This is a genomic window from Micromonospora sp. NPDC049151 (assembly GCF_040648395.1).
In the GTDB taxonomy this organism is placed as follows: Bacteria; Actinomycetota; Actinomycetes; order Mycobacteriales; family Micromonosporaceae; genus Micromonospora.
Map to the genome: position 1 here is coordinate 1 of NZ_JBEZDP010000012.1, position 23,051 is coordinate 23,051.

Genomic DNA, 23,051 nt, shown 5'->3' on the forward strand with positions numbered 1-23,051 from the left:
CGACGGCCGGCTACTCGCGGGACCTGTTCCCGCACTGGATCACCATCACCGGCACCTGCAACACCCGGGAGCAGGTCCTCAAGCGTGACGGCACGACGGACTCGGCGACGGCCGGGTCCAGCACGTACTTCGCCTTCGACGCCGCGCCGTCCGGCCCGGTGCCCGGCGTGGTCTGGCTGAGCACGGTGTGGATCAGCTCGGCGGTGGCGTCCATCTCGGCGGCGCCGAGCCCTCGGGTGGTCAGCGCCGGGGTGCCGATGCGGATGCCGGAGGTGTACCAGGCGCCGTTCGGGTCCTGCGGCACCGAGTTGCGGTTGGTCACGATGCCCGAGTCCAGCAGCGCCTGCTCGGCCTGCCGGCCGGTCAGGCCGTACCCGGACACGTCGATGAGCACCAGGTGGTTGTCGGTGCCGCCGGTGACCAGCGTGGCGCCGCGCCGCAGCAACCCGTCGGCGAGCGCCTGCGCGTTGTCCACGATCCGCTGGGCGTAGTCGGCGAAGTCGGGGCGGCGTGCCTCGGCCAGCGCCACGGCCTTGGCGGCCATCACGTGCGGCAGCGGCCCGCCGAGCACCATCGGGCAGCCCCGGTCGACCTGGTCGGCGAGCTCCGGGCCGCAGAGCACCATGCCGCCGCGCGGGCCGCGCAGCGACTTGTGGGTGGTGGTGGTGACGATGTGCGCGTGCGGCACCGGGTCGAAGTCGCCGGTGAAGACCTTGCCGGCGACCAGCCCGGCGAAGTGGGCCATGTCGACCATGAAGGTGGCGCCGACCGAGTCGGCGATCTCCCGCATGATCCGGAAGTTGACCTTCCGCGGGTACGCGGAGTAACCGGCGACCAGGATCAGCGGCTTGAACTCGCGGGCCGCCTCGGCCACCCGGTCGTAGTCGATCAGGCCGGTGGCCGGGTCGGTGCCGTAGCTGCGCTGGTCGAACATCTTGCCGGAGATGTTCGGCCGGAAGCCGTGGGTGAGGTGCCCGCCGGCATCAAGCGACATGCCGAGCATCCGCTGGTTGCCCAGCTCGCGGCGCAGCGCGAACCAGTCCGCCTCGGTGAGGTCGTTCACCTGCCGGGCCTGCGCCTTGCGCAGCGCGGGGGACTCGACCCGGTCGGCCAGGATCGCCCAGAAGGCGACCAGGTTGGCGTCGATGCCCGAGTGCGGCTGCACGTACGCGTGGGACGCGCCGAACAGCTCCCGGGCGTGCTCCGCGGCGAGCGCCTCGACGGTGTCGACGTTCTGGCAGCCGGCGTAGAACCGGCGCCCGACGGTGCCCTCGGCGTACTTGTCGCTGAACCAGTTGCCCATGGCCAGCAGCGTCGCGGGGGAGGCGTAGTTCTCGCTGGCGATGAGCTTGAGCGACTCGCGCTGGTCGGCCAGTTCCGCGGCGATGGCGTCGGCCACACGCGGCTCGACGCCGCGGACGACCTCGAGCGCGCTGCGGAAGGCGGTGGACTCGGCGTTGCGCGACATGCGACCTCCAGATGACGTGCGGAAGGCCCAGGCGCTCGGCATGCGTCCTCATGACGAGGCCGCTCCCCGATGGTGCTCCATCTCCACGCGCCAGTCACGGCCCGTGCCGATCCTACCGGCCCGGCCGGGAGCTGCGGGGTTGGGCCGCCCGTCGGCCCCGGCCCGGCCCGGGGAGAGGAGACACGACCATGACCACACCGAGCACCGGACGGCCGCTCGCCGTGGTGACCGGCGCGTCCGGCGGCATCGGGTACGAGCTGGCGGTCCCGCTAGCCTCGCGGTGCCGGTGTCAGGCGACCACGGCGTCCAGCGACTTCTTCAGCGCCTTGGGGGCGGTCGGCGTCTTCGGGGCCTTCGGGCGCAGGTCCAGCATCCGCTGGCCGATCTCCTGGAGCTGGTTACGGCCGAGCGCCTCGCGGACCTTCGGGAACCACTCCTGCTCCTCCTCCTCGATGTGGTGCAGGACGTTCTCGATCAGCACCGTCGTCTTGGCGTTGTACCGCTCGTCGTCGGCGTCCATGGTGAACAGCTCGAAGCAGAGCACGTCGGCGACGTGGTGCTCCTCGTACGACTCCAGGACGTCGTCCTCGACCTCGGGCACCAGCTTGCGGACCTCCGGGTACATCACCTCGTTCTCCAGGTAGGTGTGCACCGTCAGGGCTTCGAGGATCTGCTTGACGATCTTCCCGCGCTTGCTCGCCGGTCCCTCCTCGGCCTCCTGGAAAGCCTTGAACAGACGGCGGATCTCCTTGTGGTCCTCCTTGAGCAGGACGATCGCGTCGGTGGACACCGGTTACCTCCTAAGTCGGCTGACGGTGCCCCCCTACCCGGCACCCGACCAGGACAAACGGACCGGGCCCGGCGTGCTCGCCGGGCCCGGTCCACGCGGGTTCGGGTTACTTGACCGCGTTGTACGCGTCGACGACGCCGGCGCCGTAGAAACCGTTGCGGTTCCCGCCGGAGCAGGTCGCGTCGTACGCGTTTGGGCCCGCCGGGATCAGCGGCACCGGGTTGTAGACGCCCGACGGGCAGGGCTTCGCCACCGCCGTGCGCTCCAGGAAGGAGGAGAGCTGACCCGGGGTCATGCCCGGGTGCGCGGACAGCGCCAGCGCCGCGACGCCGGTGGCGTGCGGGCCGGACATCGAGGTGCCCTGCTTGTAGCCCCACCCGTTGGTGCGGGTGACGGTGTTGAAGGTGGTGGACAGGATGCCGTCGGTGGACGTCGAGCGGGCGCCCTGGGTCCGGAACCGGGTGTCGCCACCCGGCGCGGTCACGTCGATCACGCCCTGGCCGTACGAGGAGTAGTAGCTCTTCTCACCGGTCGGGCCGACGGCGGCGACGGTCACCACGCCCGGGGCCTCGGCCGGCAGGTCGAGGCAGGCGTTCGTCAGGTTCTCCCGCTCCTCCGGCGTGCCGTTGTTCGGGCTGCCGGTGTCGGTGATCTTGTGGGCCAGGTCGTAGTTCGAGTTGCCGGCCGACGCGACGTGCAGCACACCCTGGGACTGCGAGTAGCGCAGGGCCCGCTGCACGGCCTTCCACACCGGGCGCTGACGCGCGTCGTTGCGGCAGTTCAGCTCCCACGGGTCGATGTAGTAGCTGTTGTTGGTGAGCCGCATGCCGTGCTCGGCGGCCCACATGAACCCGCAGACCGCCGCCTCCGGGAAGATGTAGCCGTCGTCGTTGACCACCTTGACGGCGGCCACCTTGACGCCCGGGGCGACACCGGTGACCCCGACGCCGTTCACGGCGGCGGCGATGGTGCCGGCGACGTGGGTGCCGTGGTCGCTGGTGGTGGGGTTCCACGCGGCCTCGGCGGTGTTCGGGACGCCGCCCACGCAGGAGGCGCTCTTGTCCCTGGCGATCTGGGTCGCCAGGTCCGGGTGGCTGCTGGAGATGCCGCTGTCCAGCACACCCACGACCACCGACGGGCTGCCGCCGGTGACCGAGTGCGCCTGCGGGACGCGGATCATGTCCATGTCCCACTGCTGGCCGTAGAGCGGCTCGGCGGTCGGGTCGCCGGTGGCCGCGGCGACGGCGGCGGCCGGCACCTCGACCGTCTCGCCCTCGTTCAGGGCGGTGCCCAGGCCGGCGGTGGAGGCGACCGACTCGACGCCGGCGCCCGCCACGCGGGTGGCGAAGTCCGGGGCGGACGAGCGCACGACCAGCACGCCGATCTTGTCGTACGCGGCCACCACGGTGCCGTCGGCGGCCGCCACGCGGGCGGCGGCCTTGGCGGTGCTGTTGCCCTGCGGGGCGAGCACCAGATAAGAGGTTTCCGGGCCGACGGCCGCGGCCGGTGCCGTGCCGCCCACGAGGGCGAGCCCGGCGCCGAGCGTCACTGCCGACGCCGCGGCGAGTGTCTTGCGACGGAGGTTGTTCACACAGACTCCCAGGGGTTCGTGCGGGTGGACCGCATCCCTCGGCGGGCTGCGGTCCGGGCGGAGGCACGGCGAAGTACCGGCCTCGCCCGGACCAGCGCCGCCACCCTCCGGGGTGTTACACGCCGCGCGAGCGGGGTGAAGTGGATCGTCAGACGGTGGCGATCGTGTAGGGGATCTCGTCCAGCAGCTCCCGGGCCAGGAAGCCGATCCGCCCGTACCGGGGAACCAGCCGCTGACCGCTCACCGCGTGCGCGAACGCCGCCCAGCAGGCCGCCTGCGCCGGGTCGGCGCCCCGGGAGAGCAGGCCCGCGAGCAGGCCGGACCGCACGTCGCCGCTGCCCGAGGTGCCCAGGCCGGCGTCCCCGCTCTCCTCCCGCCAGGCCCGGCCGTCCGGGGTCGCGATGTGGCCGTACAGCGAGACGACCGCGTCGTACCGGCCGGCCAGTTCCACCGCCTCGGCGTCGAGGTCGTCGCCCGGGTCGCGGCCCAGCAGGTGCCGGGCCTCGGTGAGGTTGGGGGTGAGCACCACCTTGCGGCCGGAGCCGGCCAGCAGGTCCGGCGCGTGGCTGAGCGCGCCGAGCGCGTACGCGTCGAGCACCAGCGCGGTCTCCCGGCCGGCCGCGTCCAGGACCAGGTGCAGCAGCTCTCCGGTGGCGTCGATGTCCCTCAGCCCGGGGCCGACAGCCACCACGTCCGCCTCGGCGACCAGGCCGCCGAGGCGGTCCCCCGGGTCACCGCGCACCGCGCCGTCGTCGGTCTCCGGCAGGCCGACCACCAGTGCCTCGGGCACCTGGATGCTCAGCGACGCCGCAGTGGACTCGGCCGCGGCGAGCTGGAGCACCCCGGCCCCGGCGCGCAGCGCGGCCACCCCGGCGAGCAGCACCGCGCCGGGGGTGAACCGGGAGCCGCCGACCACCAGCACGGTGCCGCGCGCCTCCTTGCCGCCGGTGGGCACCGGCAGCGCCCAGTCCCGCAGCAGCGCGGGGGTGATCACGTCAGACCGGCTCGGCATTTACCTCGTCCTCCCTGGTGGGCTTCGCCCCCTGCCGGTGCAGGTGGTCGATGTCGTTGAACACGTCCGGCACGAGCCGTCCCGCGTCGTCGGCGTGCCAGCCGGTGACCGAGCAGTTGGCGATCACGTGCTCGCGGGTCAGCGCCATCAGCTCCGCCTCGGTGAGCCCTTCCACCAGATAGCGCAGCAGGAAGACCAGCGCGTCGTGGCCGAACAGCAGCACCCGGCCCCCGTCGTGGTCGCGGCGCAGGTCGCCGAGCAGCGCCCGCAGCCGCAGCGCCACGTCGGTCCACGACTCGCCGCCGGGCGGTCGGTAGTAGAACTTGCCCAGCCGGGTACGCCGCTGCGCCTCCTCCGGGTGGCGCCGGGTCACGCCGTGGGCGGTGAGCCCGTCGAGGATGCCCAATTCCCGGTCGCGCAGCCGCTCGTCGACGCGGGCCGGGATCCCGGTGCCGTCGAGCGCCAGCTCGGCCGTGCGCACCGCCCGCAGGTACGGCGACACCACCGCCACTTCCGGCCGCCTCGATTCCGGCAGCCCGGCCAGCCAGCGGCCGGTCGCCCGCGCCTGCTCCTCGCCGGTCGTCGACAGCGGCACGTCCGCGTCCCGGTGGGTGAGGTCGATCAGCTCGGCGCCGGACGTCTCGGCCGCCGTGGCCGCCACGTTCGCCGTGCTCTCGCCGTGCCGGATGATCCAGAGCGATGCCAACTCCGCCATGCGGCACCCGGTACCCGGGCTCGACCGGGGATAACCGTGCCGGACGGGTGGCGCCGCCCGGCCGTTCAGTCCTCCGGCGAACCGGGACTCACGAGGCCCGCGGGCCGCTGACGGCAGTGCTGGGAGCACTGCTGCCGGCCGGGTGGGCGGCCCGGACCCGGACCGCGACGCCCAGCGCGGCGAGTAGCGCGCCCGGCGGCGTCACGGGTGTCGGTGGGGCCGGTTATGGTCCCCGCACACTGCGGGCGATCAAGGAGACGGTGTGCGCAGATTCGAGTTCGTGGGCGGCGGTTCGGCCAAGTTCTGGGCGGTCGGGCAGCGCGACGCGACGGTGACGGTCCGCTATGGATCCCTCGACGCGCAGGGCCGCACACAGGTCAAGGAGCTGGGTTCGCCGGCCGAGGCCGCCGCGCACGCCGACCGGCTGATCGCGGAGAAACTGCGCAAGGGGTACGCCGAGACGAGCGCCGCGCCCGCCGCCGGGCAGACCGGAGTGCCCGCCGCCGAACCGACCGAGCCGAGCCACGACCCGGAAGCGGCCGGTGTGGGTTCGACCGGTGGCGGCCCGGCCGGGGCGTCGCCGGCCACGTCGCCCGCAGGCGGGCTGCCGGACGAGGACGTGTTCGAGGTTCCGGCCGCCTGGCGGCGGATGCTGATCCCGCGCCGGGGCGGCACGCCCGGCCCGGCCCTCCCGTCCGCCGCGAAGGGTCGCGCCGCCGGCCGGAAGGTGCTGGACTCGGTGGCCGACCCGGTCGCCGTCACCGCGCGGGACACCGACGACCCGGAGCTGGGCCCGGCGCTGCGCCGCTACCTCGACGGCGAGCCCGGTCCGCTGGGCGGGGCCGCGCTGGTGGTGGCAGTGGTCGCGCGGCTCGGCTACCACGGCCGCAGCCAGCAGGGAGTGGCCCTCGCCGACCTGCTCGTCGCCGATCTCGGCCCGGCCGGCGCGGCGGTCGCCGCGACCGAGCAGATCACCGTGAGCATGGTGACAGGCGGGTCGACGCCCTCGCTTCCGCTGCGCCGCGCGGAGAAGAAGGATCCGGAACACTTCGGCCACTGGCACCTGCGCCAGGCCGTGCTGCGCCGGGTCCGCGCGCACCTCGCGGCGGCCGGCGACGCCGACTACGCCGCGGCCCGCGCCGCGCTCGCCCCGTACCGGTCCGGCTCGTTGCCGCAACGGGTGGTCACGTCCTTCCTGCTGCCCACCGAACGGGAGTGGGTGGCCGACGACGTCGCCGCCGTGTCCCGGGCTGGCGGGCAGACGCTGGCCGGGCTGCTGGTGTGCGCCGTCGACGACGCGGACGCGATCCACGCCCTCGCCGACTCGCTGTCGGTGTACCGGTTGACGCAGGACCACGCGTTCGCGGTCACCGCCACGGAAGCGGTCGGACCGCCGATAGCGCCTGTGCTGGGCGGGTGGTTCGACCACGAGCACACCCGCTCGGACGGGCACAGGATGCTCGTGTCGCTGCTCGCCGCCCTGCCCGGCGACGAGCCGATGACGGTGCTGCTCGACCGGCTGGACCGCAGATACGTCCCGCCCGCCGTACTGGAGATGGTGCGCCGCTTCCCGGTGCGCGGCGTACGCCTGCTGGCCGCCGCCGCCGAGGGGCGCAGCCCGGCCTCGCGGGAGGCCGCCACCCTGCTGCGTGCCCACGTGCTGGCCAATCCGGCCGCCGTCGAGGCGGCGCTGCCAGCGCTGGATCCGGCGCGGCGGGAACTCCTCAAGAGGGTCCGTGACGAGGCGTCCGCGCTGCCCGTGGCCGGGCCGGACCGGCTGCCGCCGGTGCTCGTGTCCCCGCCCTGGACGGTGCGGCGTTCACGAACCACCCCGCCGGTGGTGGACGGGCTGGGCCGGCCCGCCGGGTCCGCCACGGCCTGGCTGCCGGGCGAGCGGGAGCGGTGGGCCGCTGTCGTGCCCCGCTGGTCCGGCTGGTGGCGGGGCGACGACCTGAGCGTGCTGGCCGCCGAGGTCGCCGCCGGGCGAGCCGGAGGGCACGCGATGATCCACTTCTTCGTCCGGGCCACCGAGGAGCTGGCCCGGCCGCTGCTGCCGGCCTGGCGGCCCACCGAGTCCTGGGGCGCCGACGAGTGGATGTCCCGCCTCGCCGGGCGCTACGAGCTGGACGCGCTGCCCACCGCGCTGCACCTGGCCCGTACCGCGCCGAAGAGCGTCGGCGAGGTGCTGCTGCCGTACGCCGACGGTGAGGTGGCCGACCTGATGGCCGACTGGCTCGATCGGCTCAAGACGGCCCGCCCGGTCGCCCGGGCCTGGCTGCGGCGGCACCCGGAGTACGCCACGCGGGCGCTGCTGCCGGCCGCCCTGGGCACGCCCGGGCCGCGCCGTCGGGCCGCCGAGCGGGCGTTGCGCCTGGTCGCCGCGGAGCACCGCGACGTGCTCCTCGGCGTGGCCCGGGAGCACGGCGAGGAGGCGCTCGCCGCCGCCACCGCGATGCTCGACGCCGACCCGCTGGCCCAGCTCCCGGCCCGGATGCCGAGCCTGCCGGCGTGGCTGGACCCGGCGGTGCTGCCGCAGGTGCTGCTGCGGGACCGCTCGGCGGCGCTGCCCGCCGAGGCGGTACGCCATCTCTGCACCATGCTCGCCATCTCCGCGCCCGGCGAGCCGTACCCGGGAGTGGAGGTCGTCCGCGCGGTGTGCGACGCCGACTCCCTGGCCGAGCTCGTCTGGGGGCTGTTCGAGAGCTGGCAGGGCGCCGGCGCGCCGTCGAAGGACGGCTGGGTGTTCACCGCGCTGGGGCTGCTCGGCGACGACTCGACCGCCCGGCGGCTCGCGCCGCTGGTGCGGGCCTGGCCGGGCGAGAGCCAGCACGCGCGGGCGGTCACCGGCCTTGAGGTGCTGGCGCAGATCGGCACCGACGTGGCGCTGATGCACCTCTACAGCATTTCGCAGAAGGTGAAGTTCCGTGGCTTGCGGGAGCAGGCGGCGCGCAAGGTCGGCGAGGTCGCCGACGGGCTGGGCCTGACGCCCGAGCAGCTCGGCGACCGGCTGGTGCCCGACCTCGGGCTGGACGCCGACGGCAGCCTGGTCCTCGACTACGGGCCGCGCCGGTTCACCGTCGGCTTCGACGAGCAGCTCAAGCCGTACGTGGTGGACGGGGCGGGCGCCCGCCGCAAGGACCTGCCCAAGCCCGGCGCCCGGGACGACGCCACGCTGGCGCCCGCCGCGCACAAGCGTTTCGCCGGGCTGAAGAAGGACGTGCGCACGCTCGCCGCCGACCAGATCCGCCGGTTCGAGACGGCCATGGTGACCGGGCGGCGCTGGCCGGCCGCGGACTTCCGCCGCTACTTCCTGTCCCACCCGCTGCTGTGGCACGTCGTGCGCCGGCTGGTGTGGGCCACAGTGGACGGCGCCGGGCAGGTGGGCACCGCGTTCCGGGTGGCCGAGGACCGCACGCTCGCCGACGTCGACGACGAGACGTACGCGCTGCCGGACGACGCCACTGTCACCATCGCGCACCCGCTGCGCCTCGGCGCGGCGGTGCCGGCCTGGGCGGAGGTGTTCGCCGACTACGAGATCCTCCAGCCCTTCCCGCAGCTCGGCCGCGAGGTGTACCGGCTGGACGAGGCCGAGCGTAAGGAGAAGCTGCTGCACCGGCACATGGGCGTCACCGTCCCGGCCGGCCGGCTGCTCAGCCTGGAACGGCGGGGCTGGCGGCGCGGCTCACCGCAGGATGCCGGCATCCAGAGCTGGCTGGAACGCGAGGTCCCCGGCGGCCGGGCCGTGGTGATCGATCTCGACCCCGGCATCGCGGTCGGCCTGGTGGACATGTTCCCCGACCAGAAGATCGAGGCGATCTGGGTCAACGACGTGCCGTACGGCGACTGGTTCCAGCGCGGCGGCAAGGTCCGCCTCCGCGACCTGGACGACGTCACCGTCTCCGAGGTGCTGCGCGACCTGGCGGAGGTGACCCGGTGACCGCGCTCGACCCGGCCGTCGAGCGGGCGCAGCGGCCCCCGGCCGAGGTGCGGTACGCCGACGAGCTGGCCGCGCTGGCCGCCGCCGACGGCGATCCGCGCCCGCCGGGCTGGCGGCTGAGCCTGCGCGCCGCGCGCCGCTTCATCCTCGGCGACCCGGCGGCCGGGATCCGGCGCAAGTTCGTCGGGGACCCGTCGCTGATCGACCGGGCGCTGGTGGCGCTGGCGACCAGCCGCGGGCTGATGCTCGTCGGCGAGCCGGGCACCGCGAAGTCGCTGCTGTCGGAGCTGCTCGCGGCAGCGGTGAGCGGCGACTCCACGCTGACCATCCAGGGCGGCGCGGCGACCACCGAGGACCAGATCCGCTACTCGTGGAACTACGCGCTGCTGGTGGCGGACGGACCGTCGCCGCGCGCGCTGGTGCCGGCGCCGCTGCTGCGCGGCATGGCCGAGGGGCGGGTGGTCCGCTTCGAGGAGATCACCCGCTGTCCGCTGGAGGTGCAGGACTGCCTCCTCTCCCCGTTGTCCGACCGGGTGCTCGCCATCCCGGAGCTGCCGGGCGCCGACGCCATGGTCTTCGCCCGCGAGGGGTTCAACGTGATCGCCACCGCTAACACCAGGGACCGGGGCGTCAACGAGATGAGCGCCGCGCTGAAGCGGCGGTTCAACTTCGAGACCGTCTTCCCGATCCCCGATCTCGGCACCGAGCTGGAGCTGGTCGAGGCCGAGGCGGGCGAGTTGCTGCGGCGCTCCGGCGTGACGGTGCCGCCCCGGCGGGACCTGCTGGAGGTGCTGGTCACCACGTTCCGGGAGCTGCGGACCGGGATCACCGAGCGCGGCGACGCGATGGAACGGCTGTCCGCGGTGATGAGCACCGCCGAGGCGGTGTCGGTGGCGCACGCGGTCGGGCTGCGCGGCTGGTTCCTGCGCGGCGAGCCCGGTGACGCCGCCGACCTGGTCGCCTGCCTGGCCGGCACCGCCGCGAAGGACGACGCGGAGGACCTGGCCCGGCTGCGCCGCTACCTGGAGCAGCAGGTGTCCCGCCGCTCCGGGGCGCAGTGGCGGGCGGTGCACGACGCCCGGCACCTGCTGCCCGGGTGAGCGCCGTCGAGGCGCCCGGCGGCGTCACGTTCCTCGGCGTCCGGCACCACAGTCCGGCCTGCGCCCGGCTGGTCGCCGAAACCGTGGCCCGGCTGCGGCCGGCGTACGTGCTGGTGGAGGGGCCGGCGGACCTGAACGGGCGGATGGACGAGCTGCTGGGAGACCACGAGCTGCCGATCGCCGTGTTCACCGCGTACCGCGACGGCACCCGGCGGCACGCGTCCTGGAGCCCGTTCTGCGCGTACTCGCCGGAGTGGGTGGCGCTGACCGCCGGTCGGGAGGTGGGCGCGCGGGTGCGCTTCATCGACCTGCCCGCGTGGCATCCCGCGCTGAGCGACCGCGCCAACCGGTACGCCGACGCCGACCAGCGGTACGCCGAGGCGGTGCGCCGGCTCTGCGCCACCCTGGCCGTGGACAACGTGGACGCGCTCTGGGACCACCTGTTCGAGATCGGCCCCGACGACGGGCTGGCCGAGCGGCTGGACACGTACTTCGACGTGCTGCGCGGCGAGTCGGCGGCGGGGGAGGACGACACCGCCCGCGAGGCGTACATGGCCCGCTGGGTACGCGCCGCCCGCCGCCGGGCCGCCGGCCGTCCGGTGCTGGTGGTGACCGGCGGCTTCCACCGTCCCGCCCTGGTCCGGCTGACCGCCGGCCCGGACAGCGCCGGCCCGAACAGCGCTGGGCCGGAGGAGGACGACTGGCCGGAGGTGCCCGCCCCGGCGCCTGACGCGGTGGCGGGCAGCTACCTCGTGCCGTACTCGTTCCGGCGGCTCGACGCGTTCGTCGGCTACCAGTCCGGGATGCCGTCCCCGGCGTACTACCAGCGGGTCTGGGAGGACGGCCCGCGCCGGGCCGCCGAGGCGCTCACCGAGGTGGTGGCGGCCCGGCTGCGCGCCCGGCGGCAGCCCGTCTCCACCGCCGACCTGATCGCCGCCCGGACGATGGCCGGTGGTCTCGCCCGGCTGCGCGGCCACGCCCACCCGGGCCGCGTCGACGTGCTCGACGGGCTGGTCTCCGCGCTGGTCACCGACGCGCTCGACCAGCCGCTGCCGTGGGCGACCCGGGGCACCCTGACGCCCGGCGCGCACCCGGTGGTCGTGGAGATGGTGGCCGCGCTCAGCGGCGACCGGGTGGGCCGCCTGCATCCGGACACGCCGCTGCCGCCGCTCGTGCACGACGTCGACGCGGAACTGGAACGGCACCGCATCGATCCGCACGAGGCGGTCGAACTGGACCTGACAGTCGCCGACGACCTGGCCCGCAGCCGCCTGCTGCACCGGCTGCGGCTGCTGGACGTACCCGGCCACACGCGCGAGCACGGCCCACGCGTGGGCGCGGACGCGCTGCTCACCGAACGCTGGTCGCCCGCGCCGTCGGCGGACCGGCTGGCCCGGGTGATCGAGGCCGGCGGGTACGGGCCGACCGTCCTGGACGCCGTCACCGCCCGGATCGAGGAGCGGGTGACGCTGCTCGGCGCCGACGTCGACGCGCTCGCCACGACGCTGTTCGACACCGCGCTGGCGGGGCTGCCCGAGCACTCCACCCGGACGCTCACCGCGATCGCCCGCGCCACCGGCTCGGTCACCGACCTGCGGGCGCTGGGCCGGGCGCTGGCCGTGGCGCTGGCCCTGTGGCGGCACGACGGGCTGCTCGGCAGCGCCGGGACCGCCCCGCTGGGCGCGCTGATCACCGCCGCCGTACGCCGCGCGCTCTGGCTCGTCGAGGGCGTGCGGGCGGCTGCCGCACCGGCCGACCCGGGACGGCTGACCGCGCTCGTCGCGGTCCGCGACGCGGTCCGCCACGCCGGACCGGCGCTCGGGCTCGACCGGGACGGCGCGCTCGCAGTGGCGGGGCGGGTGGCGGCCGACGCGGCGGCCCCGCCGGACCTGCGCGGCGCGGCGCTGGGCCTGGCCTGGTCGTTGGGGGACGTGCCGGACGCGGCCCGCGCGGTCCGGGCCGTGGCCGCGCCGGACACGCTCGGGGACTGGCTGTCCGGGCTGTTCGCGCTGGCCCGGGAGGAGGTCGTGTCCGGTGACGCGGCGCTGCTGGCAGTGGTGGACGAGCTGCTCGCCGCGATGGGCGCGCACGACTTCCTGGTGGCGCTGCCCGCGTTGCGGCAGGCGTTCGGCTGGTTCCCGCCCCGGGAGCGGGCGGAGGTGGCCCGGCACGTGCAGGCGCTGCACGGCGGAGACGCGCCCTCCGGTGACCTGCTGCGGCTGGACGCCGACCCGCTGCTGGTGGCCGCCGCCCGCGCGGTGGAGGAGCGGGTCGACGCGGTGCTGACCCGGGAGGGGCTGTGGGAGGGGGACCGGACGTGACCGACCCGATGCGGGAACGCTGGCGGCTGGTGCTCGGCGACGCCGCGCAGGACAGCCTGGGCGGCCTGTCGGCCGAGGCGGCCGGCCGGGACGCCGCGCTGGACTGGCTCTACGGCCGGGACGCCGAACTCGGCCGCCGCGACGTGCGGCGCGGCGGGTCCGGCCCGTCCAGCCTGACCACAGTGGACTGGCTGGACGGCATCACCCGGCTGTTCCCGAAGGAGACGGTGCAGCGGCTGGAACGCGACGCGGTCGAGCGGTACGGCATCCACGAGGTCGTCACCGACCCGGCGGTGCTGGCCCGGGTCGAGCCGAACCCGACGCTGCTGCACGCGGTGCTGCGCACCAAGCACCTGATGGACCCGCAGGTGCTGCGGCTGGCCCGCAAGCTGGTCGAGACGGTGGTGCGGCAACTGGTGGAGCGGCTGGCCGCCGAGGTGCGGCAGTCGTTCGCCGGGCCGCGGGCGCGACGTCCCAGCCGGTTCCGCCAGGCCCGCAACTTCGACGTACGGCGCACCATCCGGGCGAACCTGGCGCACTGGCGGCCGGACGAGCGCCGGCTGCACGTACGGCAGCCGCACTTCTTCTCCCGCACCCGCCGCCACCTGGACCGCTGGCAGGTGATCCTGCTGGTGGACCAGTCCGGTTCGATGCTCGGCTCGGTGATCCACGCCGCGGTGACCGCCGCCTGCCTGTGGGGGCTGCCGGGCGTGCGGACCCACCTGGTCGCGTTCGACACCGACGTGGTCGACCTGACCTCCGACGTGGACGACCCGGTAAAGCTGCTGATGAAGGTGCAGCTCGGAGGCGGCACCGACATCGCCCGCGCGGTCGCGTACGGGGCGCAACTGGTGGAGAACCCGCGCCGGGCCATCGTCGCGCTGGTGTCCGACTTCTACGAGGGCGGCGACGCCGGGCGTCTGGTCCGGTCGGTGCGGCAGCTCGTGGAGCAGGGCACACACGTGCTGGCCCTCGCCGCGCTGGACGAGGAGGCCGACCCGGCGTACGACAGGGCCACCGCGCAACGGCTGGCCGACGTGGGTGCGGCGGTAGGCGCCATGACGCCGGGTGAGCTGGCCGCGTTCGTGGCCGAACACGTGGGCCGGTAGGGGGACCGGATGACCCGTGACGACCTGATCGCGCTCACCCCGGACGTGCTTGCCGCGCTGAGCAATCGTGGCCTGGTGAAACGCGCCATCCGGGAGGTCGACGCCGGTGAGCGGCCGGCGCTCACCGAGGACGCCGACGGCGCGGTGCGCGCCGCGTACCCGGACGGGGTGACGCTGACGCTGCCCGTGGGCGGTGGCCTGGCGGCCGGGACCTGCTCCTGCCCCGCGCCGGGCGTGTGCCGGCACCTGCTCGCCGTCGTGCTGACCTACCAGCGCACGCACGCCGACGCCCCGGGTCGCGGGGCCGCGCCCGACCGGGTTGCCGCGCCGGGCCACGACGCCGCGCCGGGCCGGGAGGTCGCACCGGGCCGGGAGGACGCCGGGGCCGGGAGCGAGCCGTGGCGCTGGTCGCCGGGCGATGTCACCGACGAGGAACTGGCCGCCGCGATCGGCGCCCCGGCGCTCACCGCCGCGAGACGACGGCTGCGGCGCGGCTACACCGCCGTGGTCCACCGGCCGGACGCCGCCGACCCGGTCCCGCGCGTGGAGCTGCCCGCCGGCACCGTCCGGTTCCTGGTGCCCGGCCAGATCGGGTACGCGCGCGGCGACGCGGCCGACGACGGCGGCGAGTCGATCGCGCTCGCGGTGTGGGCGTGCCGGGCGGCCGACCGGGAACACCCGGCCCGTCAGGAGGCCCAGGTACGTGTCGGCGGCACCGTCACCGTGACGGAGCATCCGGCGCTGGACGCGGCGGTGGCGCTCGCCTCGGATGTGCTGCTGACCGGGGCCGCGCACCTGGGCTCCGGCGTGGACGCCCGGCTCGCTGCGGTCCGGCGTGACCTCGACGCGGCCGGTCTGCGCTGGCCGCTGCTGGCGGTGGAGGACCTGGCGGGGCAGCTGGAGGCGTACGCGGCACGCGGCGCCCGGTACCGGCCGGAGACGTTCGCCGACCTGCTCGCCGAGCTGCCCGCCCGGCGGCGCGCGGTGGTGAACGCCGGCGCCACCCCGGCGGAGCGGGTGCTGGGCACCCACGAGCCGGCGGAGACGCCGCTGCGGCGGGTACGGCTGACCGGCCTCGGCGCCCGGGTCCGGTGCGGCGGCGGCGAGGTGGGCGTGGACGTGGTGCTCGCCCACCCGGCGGCCGTCTCGGTGCTGGTGCTGCGCCGCGCCTACCCGGTCACCGAGGACGGCCCGCCCACCGGGCACGAGCTGGCCGGGCGGCGGGTCACCGGCGCCACGCTCGGCGCGCTCGCCACCGGCAACGTGGTCTCCGAGTCGGCGGTGCGCAGCGCCGCGCACCGGCTCCGGTTCGCCGCCGGCCGGCTGTCCCGCACCACAGTCACGCCCGGCGCGGGGGAGTGGTCCGGCCTGCCGCCCGGCCTGGTCGCCCGCGACCCGGACGCGCTCGCCGCCGAGCTGGCCGGGCGGCCACCCCGGCTGCTGCGCCCCCGCACCGCCGCCGAGGCGGTGCGGGTGCTCGCGCTCGGTGAGGTGCGTGCCATCGGGTACGCGGCAGGTGAGCAGCGCCTCGACGCCACGGTGACCGGGGCCGACGGTGGCACGGCGACTGTCACCGCCACCCATCACGCCGCCGCCCCTGGCGCACTCGACGCGCTCGCGGCCGCGCTGGACGGCACACACGGACCGCCGCGCTATGTCAGCGGAACTGTGCGCCGGGGCGCGGACGGCCTCGTCGTCGAGCCACTGGCGGTGGTCGCCGACGCGGTGGTCGTACCCGATCTGGCACCCGGGGTGGGCGACGGGCGGCTGGCCGGCGCGGTCGACGCCCGGCCCGACCCGGTCGCCGCCGCGCTGGGTGCGGCGTCGGCGCTGCTCGCGCAGGCCGCGCACACCGGTCTGCGGCACCTGCCGGTGGCCTTCCCGGACCGGCTGCGCGCGACGGCGGCCGGGCTCGCCGGGGTCGGTCTGGACCGCTGCGGCTCGACGCTGGCCGGGCTGGCCGGAATGCTCGGCGCCGACCCCGGCGAATCGGCGGTACGGGCCTGGGTGGACGCCTGGATCCGGCTGTCGGTGACGGCGGAGTCCCGGTGAGCCGGCCCCCATCGTCCCGCCCGGTCGCTACGGTGTGACGGTGGCGACCACGGCGGCGCAGGAGATCCAGGTGGGGGAGCGGCTGGTCCGCGTCTCCAGCCCCGACAAGCCCTACTTCCCGGAGCGCGGGCTGACCAAGCTGGACGTGGTCAACTACTTCCTGTCCGTCGGCGACGGCATCCTGCGCGCGTTGCGGGACCGGCCGACCATGCTGGAACGCTGGCCGCGCGGCGTCTTCGAGGGTGCCAAGGTGGCCACCCGGCAGACAAACAAGGGCGACGCGTTCTACCAGAAGCGGCTCCCGGCCGGTGCGCCCGACTGGGTGCGCACCGCGCACATCACGTTCCCCAGTGGCCGTACCGCCGACGAGGTGGCACCGAGCGAGCTTGCGGTGGTGATCTGGGCGGCCAACCTGGGCACGCTGCGGTTCCACCCCTGGCCGGTGTCCAGGGACGACGTGGAACACCCCGACCAGCTGCGCATCGACCTCGACCCGATGCCGGGTGTCGACTTCGCGCAGGTGGTGCCGGTGGCCCACGAGGTGCGCGCGTTCCTGACCGAGCTGGGCCTGGAGGGCTTCCCGAAGACCACCGGCGGGCGCGGCATCCACGTCTACGTCTCCATCGAGCCGCGCTGGAGCTTCGGCGAGTGCCGGCGCGCGGTGCTGGCGCTGGGCCTGGAGATGCGGCGCCGCCTGCCCGACCTGGTCACCACCACCTGGTGGCGCGACCAGCGGGACCGGCCGGTCTTCGTCGACTACAACCAGATGGCACGCGACCACACCATGACGTCGGCGTACTCGATCCGGCCCACACCTGCGGCGCTGGTCTCGGCGCCGCTGGACTGGTCCGAGCTGGACGAGGCCCGCCCGGAGGACTTCGACGTGGTCAGCATGCCCGCGCGGTTCGCTGGGCGCGGCGACCCGCACGCCGGGCTGGACGGGCGGCGGTACTCGCTGGCACCCCTGCTGGAGCGGGCCGACGCCGAAGGGCTGGAGCCGCCGCCGGAACGCTGAGGCGGTCAGTCCCAGGGGCTCTGCGTGCCGTCGAACTCCTCGAACACGAGCCAGGTGCGGGTGGACAGCACCCCGGCGATGCTCTGCACCCGGTCCAGCACCACGTCCCGCAGCGTCGCGTTGTCCGGCGCGCGGACCAGCGCGAGGACGTCGTGTTCGCCGCTGAGCAGCGCCGCGTGCTCGATGTAGCGCACCCGGGCCAGCTCGGCGGAGACCTCCCGCCAGGTGTTCTGCTCGATGGTCAGCGCGATGTACGCCGAGGTGCCCAGCCCGGCCGGCTCCGGCGCGACCCGCGCGGTGAACCCGGTCAGCACCCCGTCGCGCAGCAGCCGCTCCACCCGGGCGTACGCGTTTGTGCGCGAGACGTGCACCCGTTCGGCGAGCGTACGGATGGAGGTGCGGGCGTCGCGGACCAGCTCGCGCAGGATCCGCCGATCCACCTCGTCCAGCGGCCCGGCCGAACGTCCCGTTCCGCCCGCCGCGCCCGGTGTGGCGCCGGTCTCCTGGCTCACCTCGGCCACCCTCCCATGCCATTCGTCCCGCGTTCATCCCGCATGTTGAGTCAATCATCCACGACCGGGAGCATAGGGCCACCACACGTCCAGGAGGTCCCCGCCGTGACGACCACACCCCAGGCGGTCCGCAGGGCATCCCCGCGCACCCGCCGGAAGTCCACCCCGGCCGCACCCGACCCGTCGGCGGGCTTCATGCCGCAGCGGGAGCCGGTCCGGCTGCTCGAACCCGACGGGACCCCGCTGCCGGCCCGCGACGACTACCCGGAGCCGCCGGTCGAGACGCTGCGCGAGATGTACCGGCGGATGGTCGTCGGCCGCCGCTTCGACGTGCAGGCCACCGCGCTCACCAAGCAGGGCCGCCTCGCCGTCTACCCGTCCGCGCGTGGCCAGGAGGCGTGCCAGATCGGCGGCGTCCTCGCGCTGCGCGACAGCGACTGGGTGTTCCCCACCTACCGCGAGTCGATGGCGCTCACCGCGCGCGGCCTCGACCCGGTCGAGGTGCTCACGCTGCTGCGCGGCGACTGGCACTGCGGGTACGACCCGGCTGCCACCCGTACCGCGCCGCAGTGCACGCCGCTTGCCACCCAGTGCGTGCACGCCGCCGGGCTGGCCTACGGCGAGTCGTACCAGGGCCGCGACACAGTGGCGCTGGCGTTCATCGGCGACGGCGCCACCAGCGAGGGCGACTTCCACGAGGGCATCAACTTCGCCGCCGTGTTCAAGGCGCCGGTGGTCTACCTGGTGCAGAACAACAAGTACGCGATCAGCGTGCCGCTGTCGCGGCAGACCGCCGCGCCGAGCCTCGCCTACAAGGGCGTCGGCTACGGCGTACCCAGCGAGCAGGTCGACGGCAACGACCCGGTGGCCGTCCTGGCCGTGCTGGAACGCGCCGTCGCGCACGCCCGCGCCGGCAAGGGCCCCTACCTGGTCGAGGCGCACACGTACCGGATGGAGCCGCACACAAACGCCGACGACCAGACCCGCTACCGCGACGCCGACGAGGTCGAGGCGTGGCGCGACCGCGACCCGATCGCCCGGCTCGAGGCGTACCTGCGGGCCAAGGGCGCGCTCGACGACGCCGCCGTCGCGGCCGTCGCGGCGGAGGCCGAGGAGTACGCCGCCGCGCTGCGCCGCCGGATGGACGACCAGCCCACAGTCGACCCGCTGAGCCTGTTCGACCACGTGTACGCCGAGCCGACGCCGCAACTCGTCGAGCAGCGCGAGATGGTCCGGGCCGAGCTGGCCGCCGACGCGGAGGGGGACGCCTGATGGCCACCATGACCATGGCGAAGGCGCTCAACGCGGCGCTCGCCGACGCGATGCTCGACGACGAGCGGGTCGTCGTGTTCGGCGAGGACGTCGGCCAGCTCGGCGGCGTCTTCCGGATCACCGACGGGCTGCAGGCCCGCTTCGGCGACAAGCGCTGCTTCGACACCCCGCTCGCCGAGGCCGGCATCGTCGGGTTCGCCGTCGGCCTGGCCATGTCCGGGCTGCGGCCGGTGGTGGAGATGCAGTTCGACGCGTTCGCGTACCCGGCGTTCGAGCAGATCGCCTCACACGTGGCGAAGCTGCGCAACCGCACCCGTGGCGCGCTCAGCGTGCCGATCGTCATCCGGGTGCCGTACGCCGGTGGCATCGGCGGCGTGGAGCACCACTGCGACTCGTCCGAGGCGTACTACGCGCACACCCCCGGCCTGAAGGTGGTCACGCCGGCCACCGTGGACGACGCGTACTCGCTGCTGCGCGCCGCCATCGACGACCCCGACCCGGTGGTGTTCCTGGAGCCCAAGAAGCTCTACTTCACCAGCGCCGAGGCGGAGCTGCCGGCCCGTACCGCGCCGCTCGGCACCGCCGTGGTGCGCCGCCCCGGAACCGACGCCACGCTCGTCGCGTACGGGCCGGCGGTGCCTGTCGCGCTCGCTGCCGCCGAGGCCGCCCGCGAGGAGGGCTGGGACCTGGAGGTCGTCGACGTCCGCAGCATCGTGCCGTTCGACGACGCGACAGTCACCGCCTCGGTACGCCGTACCGGCCGGTGCGTGGTGATCCAGGAGGCGCAGGGCTTCGCCGGGGTCGGCGCGGAGATCGCCGCCCGGGTGCAGGAACGCTGCTTCCACGCGCTGCACGCCCCGGTGCTGCGGGTGTCCGGGCTGGACATCCCGTACCCGGCGCCGATGCTGGAGCACACCCACCTGCCCTCGGTCGACCGGGTGCTGGACACCGTGGCCCGGCTCCAGTGGGACGACCAGCCCGACACGCGGTGGGTGGCGGCATGACCGAACGCACCGAGCGGAGCGAGGGCCGTGAGGGCATGCCCGGTCAGCACGGCATGACCACGGCTGTGGGGAACCGGGACTTCCTCCTGCCCGACCTCGGGGAAGGGCTGAGTGAGGCGGAGATCGTCGAGTGGCGGGTCGCCGTCGGCGACGTGGTGACGGTGGACCAGAGCGTGGTCGAGGTGGAGACCGCCAAGGCCGTCGTCGACGTGCCGTGCCCGTACGCCGGCCGGGTCGTGGCCCTGCACGGCGCGGCCGGTGAGGTGCGCCCGGTGGGCCAGCCGCTGATCACCATCGCCCCGCTCGACGACGCGCCCGACCCGCACGCCACCTACCGCGAGGAGGAGCGGGCCGGCTCCGGCAACGTCCTGATCGGCTACGGCACCGGCCACGGCGGCACGGGTCGGCGGCGGCGCCGTCCGCGCCTGGCGCTGGCCCCCGAGGCCGGCACGGTCGCCTCGGCGGACCGCGCGGCTGAGTCGCCGCAGACCGGCGGACCGGCGGTGGCGCCGCTCGTCATCTCGCCGATCGTGCGGCGGCTGGCCAAGGAGCACGGCATCGACCTGGCGTCGCTGCGCGGCACCGGGCCGGGCGGTGTGATCCGCCGGGCCGACCTGGACGCCGCCGTGGCCGCCCCCGCTCCGGCTGCCCGGCTGGCCGCGGTGCCGGACGCCCCGGCCGCCCACGTCGGGCTCGCCCCGGCCGGTGACGGCGACACGGTCATCCCGCTCACCGGCATCCGCAAGGTGATCGCTGACAAGCTCTCCCGCAGCCGGCGGGAGATCCCCGAGGTGACCATCTGGGTCGACGTGGACGCCACCGGCCTGTTGGAGACGCGCGCCGCGATCAACGCGGCCACGCCTGACACGCCGGTGAGCATCCTGGCGCTGCTGGCCCGGATCTGCCTCAGCGGCCTGCGGAAGTACCCGCAGCTCAACGCGCACGTCGACACCGAGGGCCAGCGGATCATCCAGTCCGCCGGTGTGCACCTGGGCATCGCCGCGCAGACCGACAGGGGCCTGGTCGTGCCGGTGCTGCGTGACGCGCAGCGGCTCACCACCCGGGAGCTGGCCGCCGCGCTCGCCGAGACCACCGCGGCGGCCCGGGCCGGCACGCTGCCGCCGGCCCGGCTGACCGGGGGGACGTTCACGCTCAACAACTACGGCGTGTTCGGCGTGGACGGCTCGACGCCGATCATCAACCACCCGGAGGCGGCGCTGCTCGGCGTCGGCCGGATCGTGGACAAGCCGTGGGTGGTGGACGGGCAGCTCGCCGTCCGCAAGGTGACCCAGATCAGCCTCACCTTCGACCACCGCGTCTGCGACGGCGGTGTGGCCGGCGGCTTCCTGCGCCACGTAGCCGACTGCGTCGAGCAGCCCGCCCTCCTGGTAGCCAACGTCTGACCGTCCGCCCCCCGGCCCCGGCCCCCTGAGGGCCGGGGCCGCGCGCGTCCCCCGCCCCGCCCTCGGCCCGCGATCGTGCACTTGCTGCCCACGATGTGCCCGACTCGCACCCTTCTCGAGGGCCGCAACTGCGAGATCGCAGTGGGGCGGGTCGGATCTTGGTAGGAAAGTGCCCCTATGGGGACCGTCTCGTACCAAGATCTCTCCGGCCCTCCCGCCCTCGCTCCGTCGATCATGAGGTTGACGGGGAGGAACCGGACACCGTGCGCCGGTAACTTCATGATCGACCGTCGGCGGCCGGACCGGGGCGGAGAGCGCGTGGGGCGCAACCGGGGACGGGTATCGCCTGTCCGGCATGATTCGCGCAGCCGTTTCCGAGCAATTCCGCCGAAGGTGCCACGGCGCGATCCCGGGCCTACAGAATGTGGGCGAGAGGGTTCGGAAATGGGGGGCGAAATATGTTTGCGAGGCGCCGACTGACGCTTTTCGCGATGACCGTCGCAGCCGCACCGCTGGCGGTCGGCGCGTGCACCGCCGGCCCGAAGTCGATGGCGAAGCGGGCCGAGGCGGCCCCGCCGCCGTCGGTCGCCGTGACGCCGGCCGATCGCACCCGGGACGTGCCGATCAGCGCGGAGGTGGGTGCCAGGGTGAGCAACGGCAAGGTGACAGCCGTCAAGCTGACCGACGACAAGGGCAACGCCGTGCCGGCTCAGCCCCGCGAGGACGGCTCCGGCTGGGTGCCGGACCGGCCGCTCGCCAATTCCCGGACGTACACGGCCGAGGTGACCGCGACCGGCGATTCCGGCAGGACCGCCACGCAGAAGACGACGTTCACGACGATGGCCAAATCCACCAAACCGGCAGTCACCAGTGAATTGTATTTCCGGCCGAATCAGACGTACGGGACGGCGATGCCCGTGGTGCTCGGATTCGACCCGCCGATTCCCAAGGAGGCCCGCGCGGATGTGCAGCGCCGGCTGTTCGTGAAGACCGACCCGCCGCAGCCCGGCACCTGGTCCTGGGTGGCCGACGGCAAGCAGGCCGAGTACCGGGCGCCGGACCGCTGGAAACCGGGCACCAAGATCAGTGTGCGCAGCGCACTGGAGGGGCTGCCCATCGGCAAGGAGACGGTCGGCGACGCCGACCGGGTCGCGAGCGCCAAGGTCGGCCGGCAGGTGACGCTCGACATCGACAACGGGACCAAGCAGATGACCGTCTACGAGGACGGCAAGGCGGTCAAGAAGATCCCGGTCAGTCTCGGCAAGGAGAGCACGCCGACGTCCAGCGGCACCATGGTGATCATGGAGAAGCACGAGCACACCACGTTCGACACGCGGGGCGAACCAAACGGCGGCTACGTGGTCGACGTGGACGACGCCCAGCGGCTGACCTGGGGTGGCGAGTTCATCCACTCGGCGCCGTGGTCGGAGGGGGAGCAGGGCTCCACGAACACCTCACACGGCTGCACGAACGTCTCGGCCACCGCCGCGGACTGGCTGATGGGTTTCACGCAGGTCGGTGACCTGGTGACGGTCAAGGGCACCGAGGTGAAGCTCGACCAGGGCAACGGCTTCACCGCCTGGAACGTCGGCTGGGACGAGTTCGCCAAGGGCAGCGCGCTGCCCGTACCGGCGGGGCTGAAGCCCACGCAGAGCCCGACGCCGCACCCGGGCGCGGTGGCCGGCGGGTCGTCACCGGCCCCGTCCCCCTCGCGGAGCAACAGCGGCGGCTGAACCTGGGGAGGAACGGC

Annotated in this window: 16 protein-coding genes and 1 riboswitch; of the genes, 10 read left to right on the plus strand and 6 right to left on the minus strand. The window is 74.7% G+C overall.

Annotation, left to right across the window (positions count from 1 at the left end; genetic code table 11):
* Nucleotides 1-10: 10 nt before the first annotated feature.
* From AB0B20_RS15820 to AB0B20_RS15840, 5 genes are all read right to left on the minus strand, one after another.
* The gene (locus AB0B20_RS15820; protein WP_357471259.1) at nt 11-1,468 is read right to left on the minus strand and encodes a glycine hydroxymethyltransferase; all 1,458 of its coding nucleotides are present in this window, start codon (nt 1,466-1,468) and stop codon (nt 11-13) included.
* Between the two features lie 18 nt (nt 1,469-1,486).
* A riboswitch (ZMP/ZTP riboswitch) is annotated at nt 1,487-1,576 on the minus strand.
* A 181-nt stretch (nt 1,577-1,757) separates the two neighbouring features.
* Entirely contained in the window at nt 1,758-2,258 is a 501-nt protein-coding gene (locus tag AB0B20_RS15825; protein ID WP_357387693.1) for a hemerythrin domain-containing protein, read from the minus strand.
* A gap of 106 nt (nt 2,259-2,364) precedes the next feature.
* Nucleotides 2,365-3,849: a S8 family serine peptidase gene (locus AB0B20_RS15830; protein ID WP_357387691.1), complete on the minus strand. Its 1,485-nt coding sequence runs from the start codon at nt 3,847-3,849 to the stop codon at nt 2,365-2,367.
* A 148-nt stretch (nt 3,850-3,997) separates the two neighbouring features.
* The gene (locus AB0B20_RS15835) at nt 3,998-4,861 is read right to left on the minus strand and encodes an NAD(P)H-hydrate dehydratase (RefSeq protein WP_357387689.1); all 864 of its coding nucleotides are present in this window, start codon (nt 4,859-4,861) and stop codon (nt 3,998-4,000) included.
* Nucleotides 4,845-5,576, minus strand: a complete 732-nt coding sequence (locus AB0B20_RS15840) for a histidine phosphatase family protein (protein ID WP_357387687.1) — start codon at nt 5,574-5,576, stop codon at nt 4,845-4,847. The genes AB0B20_RS15835 and AB0B20_RS15840 overlap by 17 nt, the downstream gene beginning before the upstream one ends.
* Before the next feature lie 262 nt (nt 5,577-5,838).
* On the opposite strand from AB0B20_RS15840, the gene AB0B20_RS15845 reads away from it, so the two are divergent.
* From AB0B20_RS15845 to AB0B20_RS15870, 6 genes are read left to right on the plus strand one after another with little or no spacing between them, the layout of a single operon-like run.
* Nucleotides 5,839-9,513 (plus strand): DUF4132 domain-containing protein, encoded by a 3,675-nt coding sequence (locus tag AB0B20_RS15845; RefSeq protein ID WP_357471263.1) that lies wholly within the window; start codon nt 5,839-5,841, stop codon nt 9,511-9,513.
* Nucleotides 9,510-10,613: an AAA family ATPase gene (locus tag AB0B20_RS15850; RefSeq protein WP_357471267.1), complete on the plus strand. Its 1,104-nt coding sequence runs from the start codon at nt 9,510-9,512 to the stop codon at nt 10,611-10,613. Before AB0B20_RS15845 ends, AB0B20_RS15850 begins: the two co-directional genes overlap by 4 nt.
* Nucleotides 10,610-12,934, plus strand: coding sequence for a DUF5682 family protein (locus AB0B20_RS15855; protein ID WP_357471270.1), 2,325 nt, complete (start codon nt 10,610-10,612; stop codon nt 12,932-12,934). Before AB0B20_RS15850 ends, AB0B20_RS15855 begins: the two co-directional genes overlap by 4 nt.
* Nucleotides 12,931-14,043, plus strand: a complete 1,113-nt coding sequence (locus AB0B20_RS15860; protein WP_357471273.1) for a VWA domain-containing protein — start codon at nt 12,931-12,933, stop codon at nt 14,041-14,043. The genes AB0B20_RS15855 and AB0B20_RS15860 overlap by 4 nt, the downstream gene beginning before the upstream one ends.
* 9 nt (nt 14,044-14,052) lie before the next feature.
* Nucleotides 14,053-16,095: an SWIM zinc finger family protein gene (locus tag AB0B20_RS15865; protein WP_357471276.1), complete on the plus strand. Its 2,043-nt coding sequence runs from the start codon at nt 14,053-14,055 to the stop codon at nt 16,093-16,095.
* 34 nt (nt 16,096-16,129) lie between these two features.
* On the plus strand, nt 16,130-17,110 hold the full coding sequence (locus AB0B20_RS15870; RefSeq protein WP_357471278.1) for a DNA primase small subunit domain-containing protein: 981 nt from the start codon (nt 16,130-16,132) through the stop codon (nt 17,108-17,110).
* Between the two features lie 5 nt (nt 17,111-17,115).
* On the opposite strand, the gene AB0B20_RS15875 is transcribed toward AB0B20_RS15870, so the two are convergent.
* A complete protein-coding gene (locus tag AB0B20_RS15875; RefSeq protein ID WP_013286599.1) occupies nt 17,116-17,622 on the minus strand; it encodes an Lrp/AsnC family transcriptional regulator in 507 nt (168 codons plus the stop codon).
* A gap of 72 nt (nt 17,623-17,694) precedes the next feature.
* Here AB0B20_RS15875 and pdhA point away from each other — a divergent pair, with 72 nt between their 5' ends.
* From pdhA to AB0B20_RS15895, 4 genes are all read left to right on the plus strand, one after another.
* Entirely contained in the window at nt 17,695-18,894 is a 1,200-nt protein-coding gene (gene pdhA / locus AB0B20_RS15880; protein WP_357387838.1) for a pyruvate dehydrogenase (acetyl-transferring) E1 component subunit alpha, read from the plus strand.
* Nucleotides 18,894-19,898: an alpha-ketoacid dehydrogenase subunit beta gene (locus AB0B20_RS15885; protein ID WP_357387673.1), complete on the plus strand. Its 1,005-nt coding sequence runs from the start codon at nt 18,894-18,896 to the stop codon at nt 19,896-19,898. The genes pdhA and AB0B20_RS15885 overlap by 1 nt, the downstream gene beginning before the upstream one ends.
* A gap of 53 nt (nt 19,899-19,951) precedes the next feature.
* The gene (locus tag AB0B20_RS15890) at nt 19,952-21,301 is read left to right on the plus strand and encodes a dihydrolipoamide acetyltransferase family protein (protein ID WP_357387836.1); all 1,350 of its coding nucleotides are present in this window, start codon (nt 19,952-19,954) and stop codon (nt 21,299-21,301) included.
* Nucleotides 21,302-21,759: 458 nt separating this feature from the next.
* The gene (locus AB0B20_RS15895; protein WP_357387671.1) at nt 21,760-23,034 is read left to right on the plus strand and encodes an Ig-like domain-containing protein; all 1,275 of its coding nucleotides are present in this window, start codon (nt 21,760-21,762) and stop codon (nt 23,032-23,034) included.
* Nucleotides 23,035-23,051 lie beyond the last annotated feature (17 nt).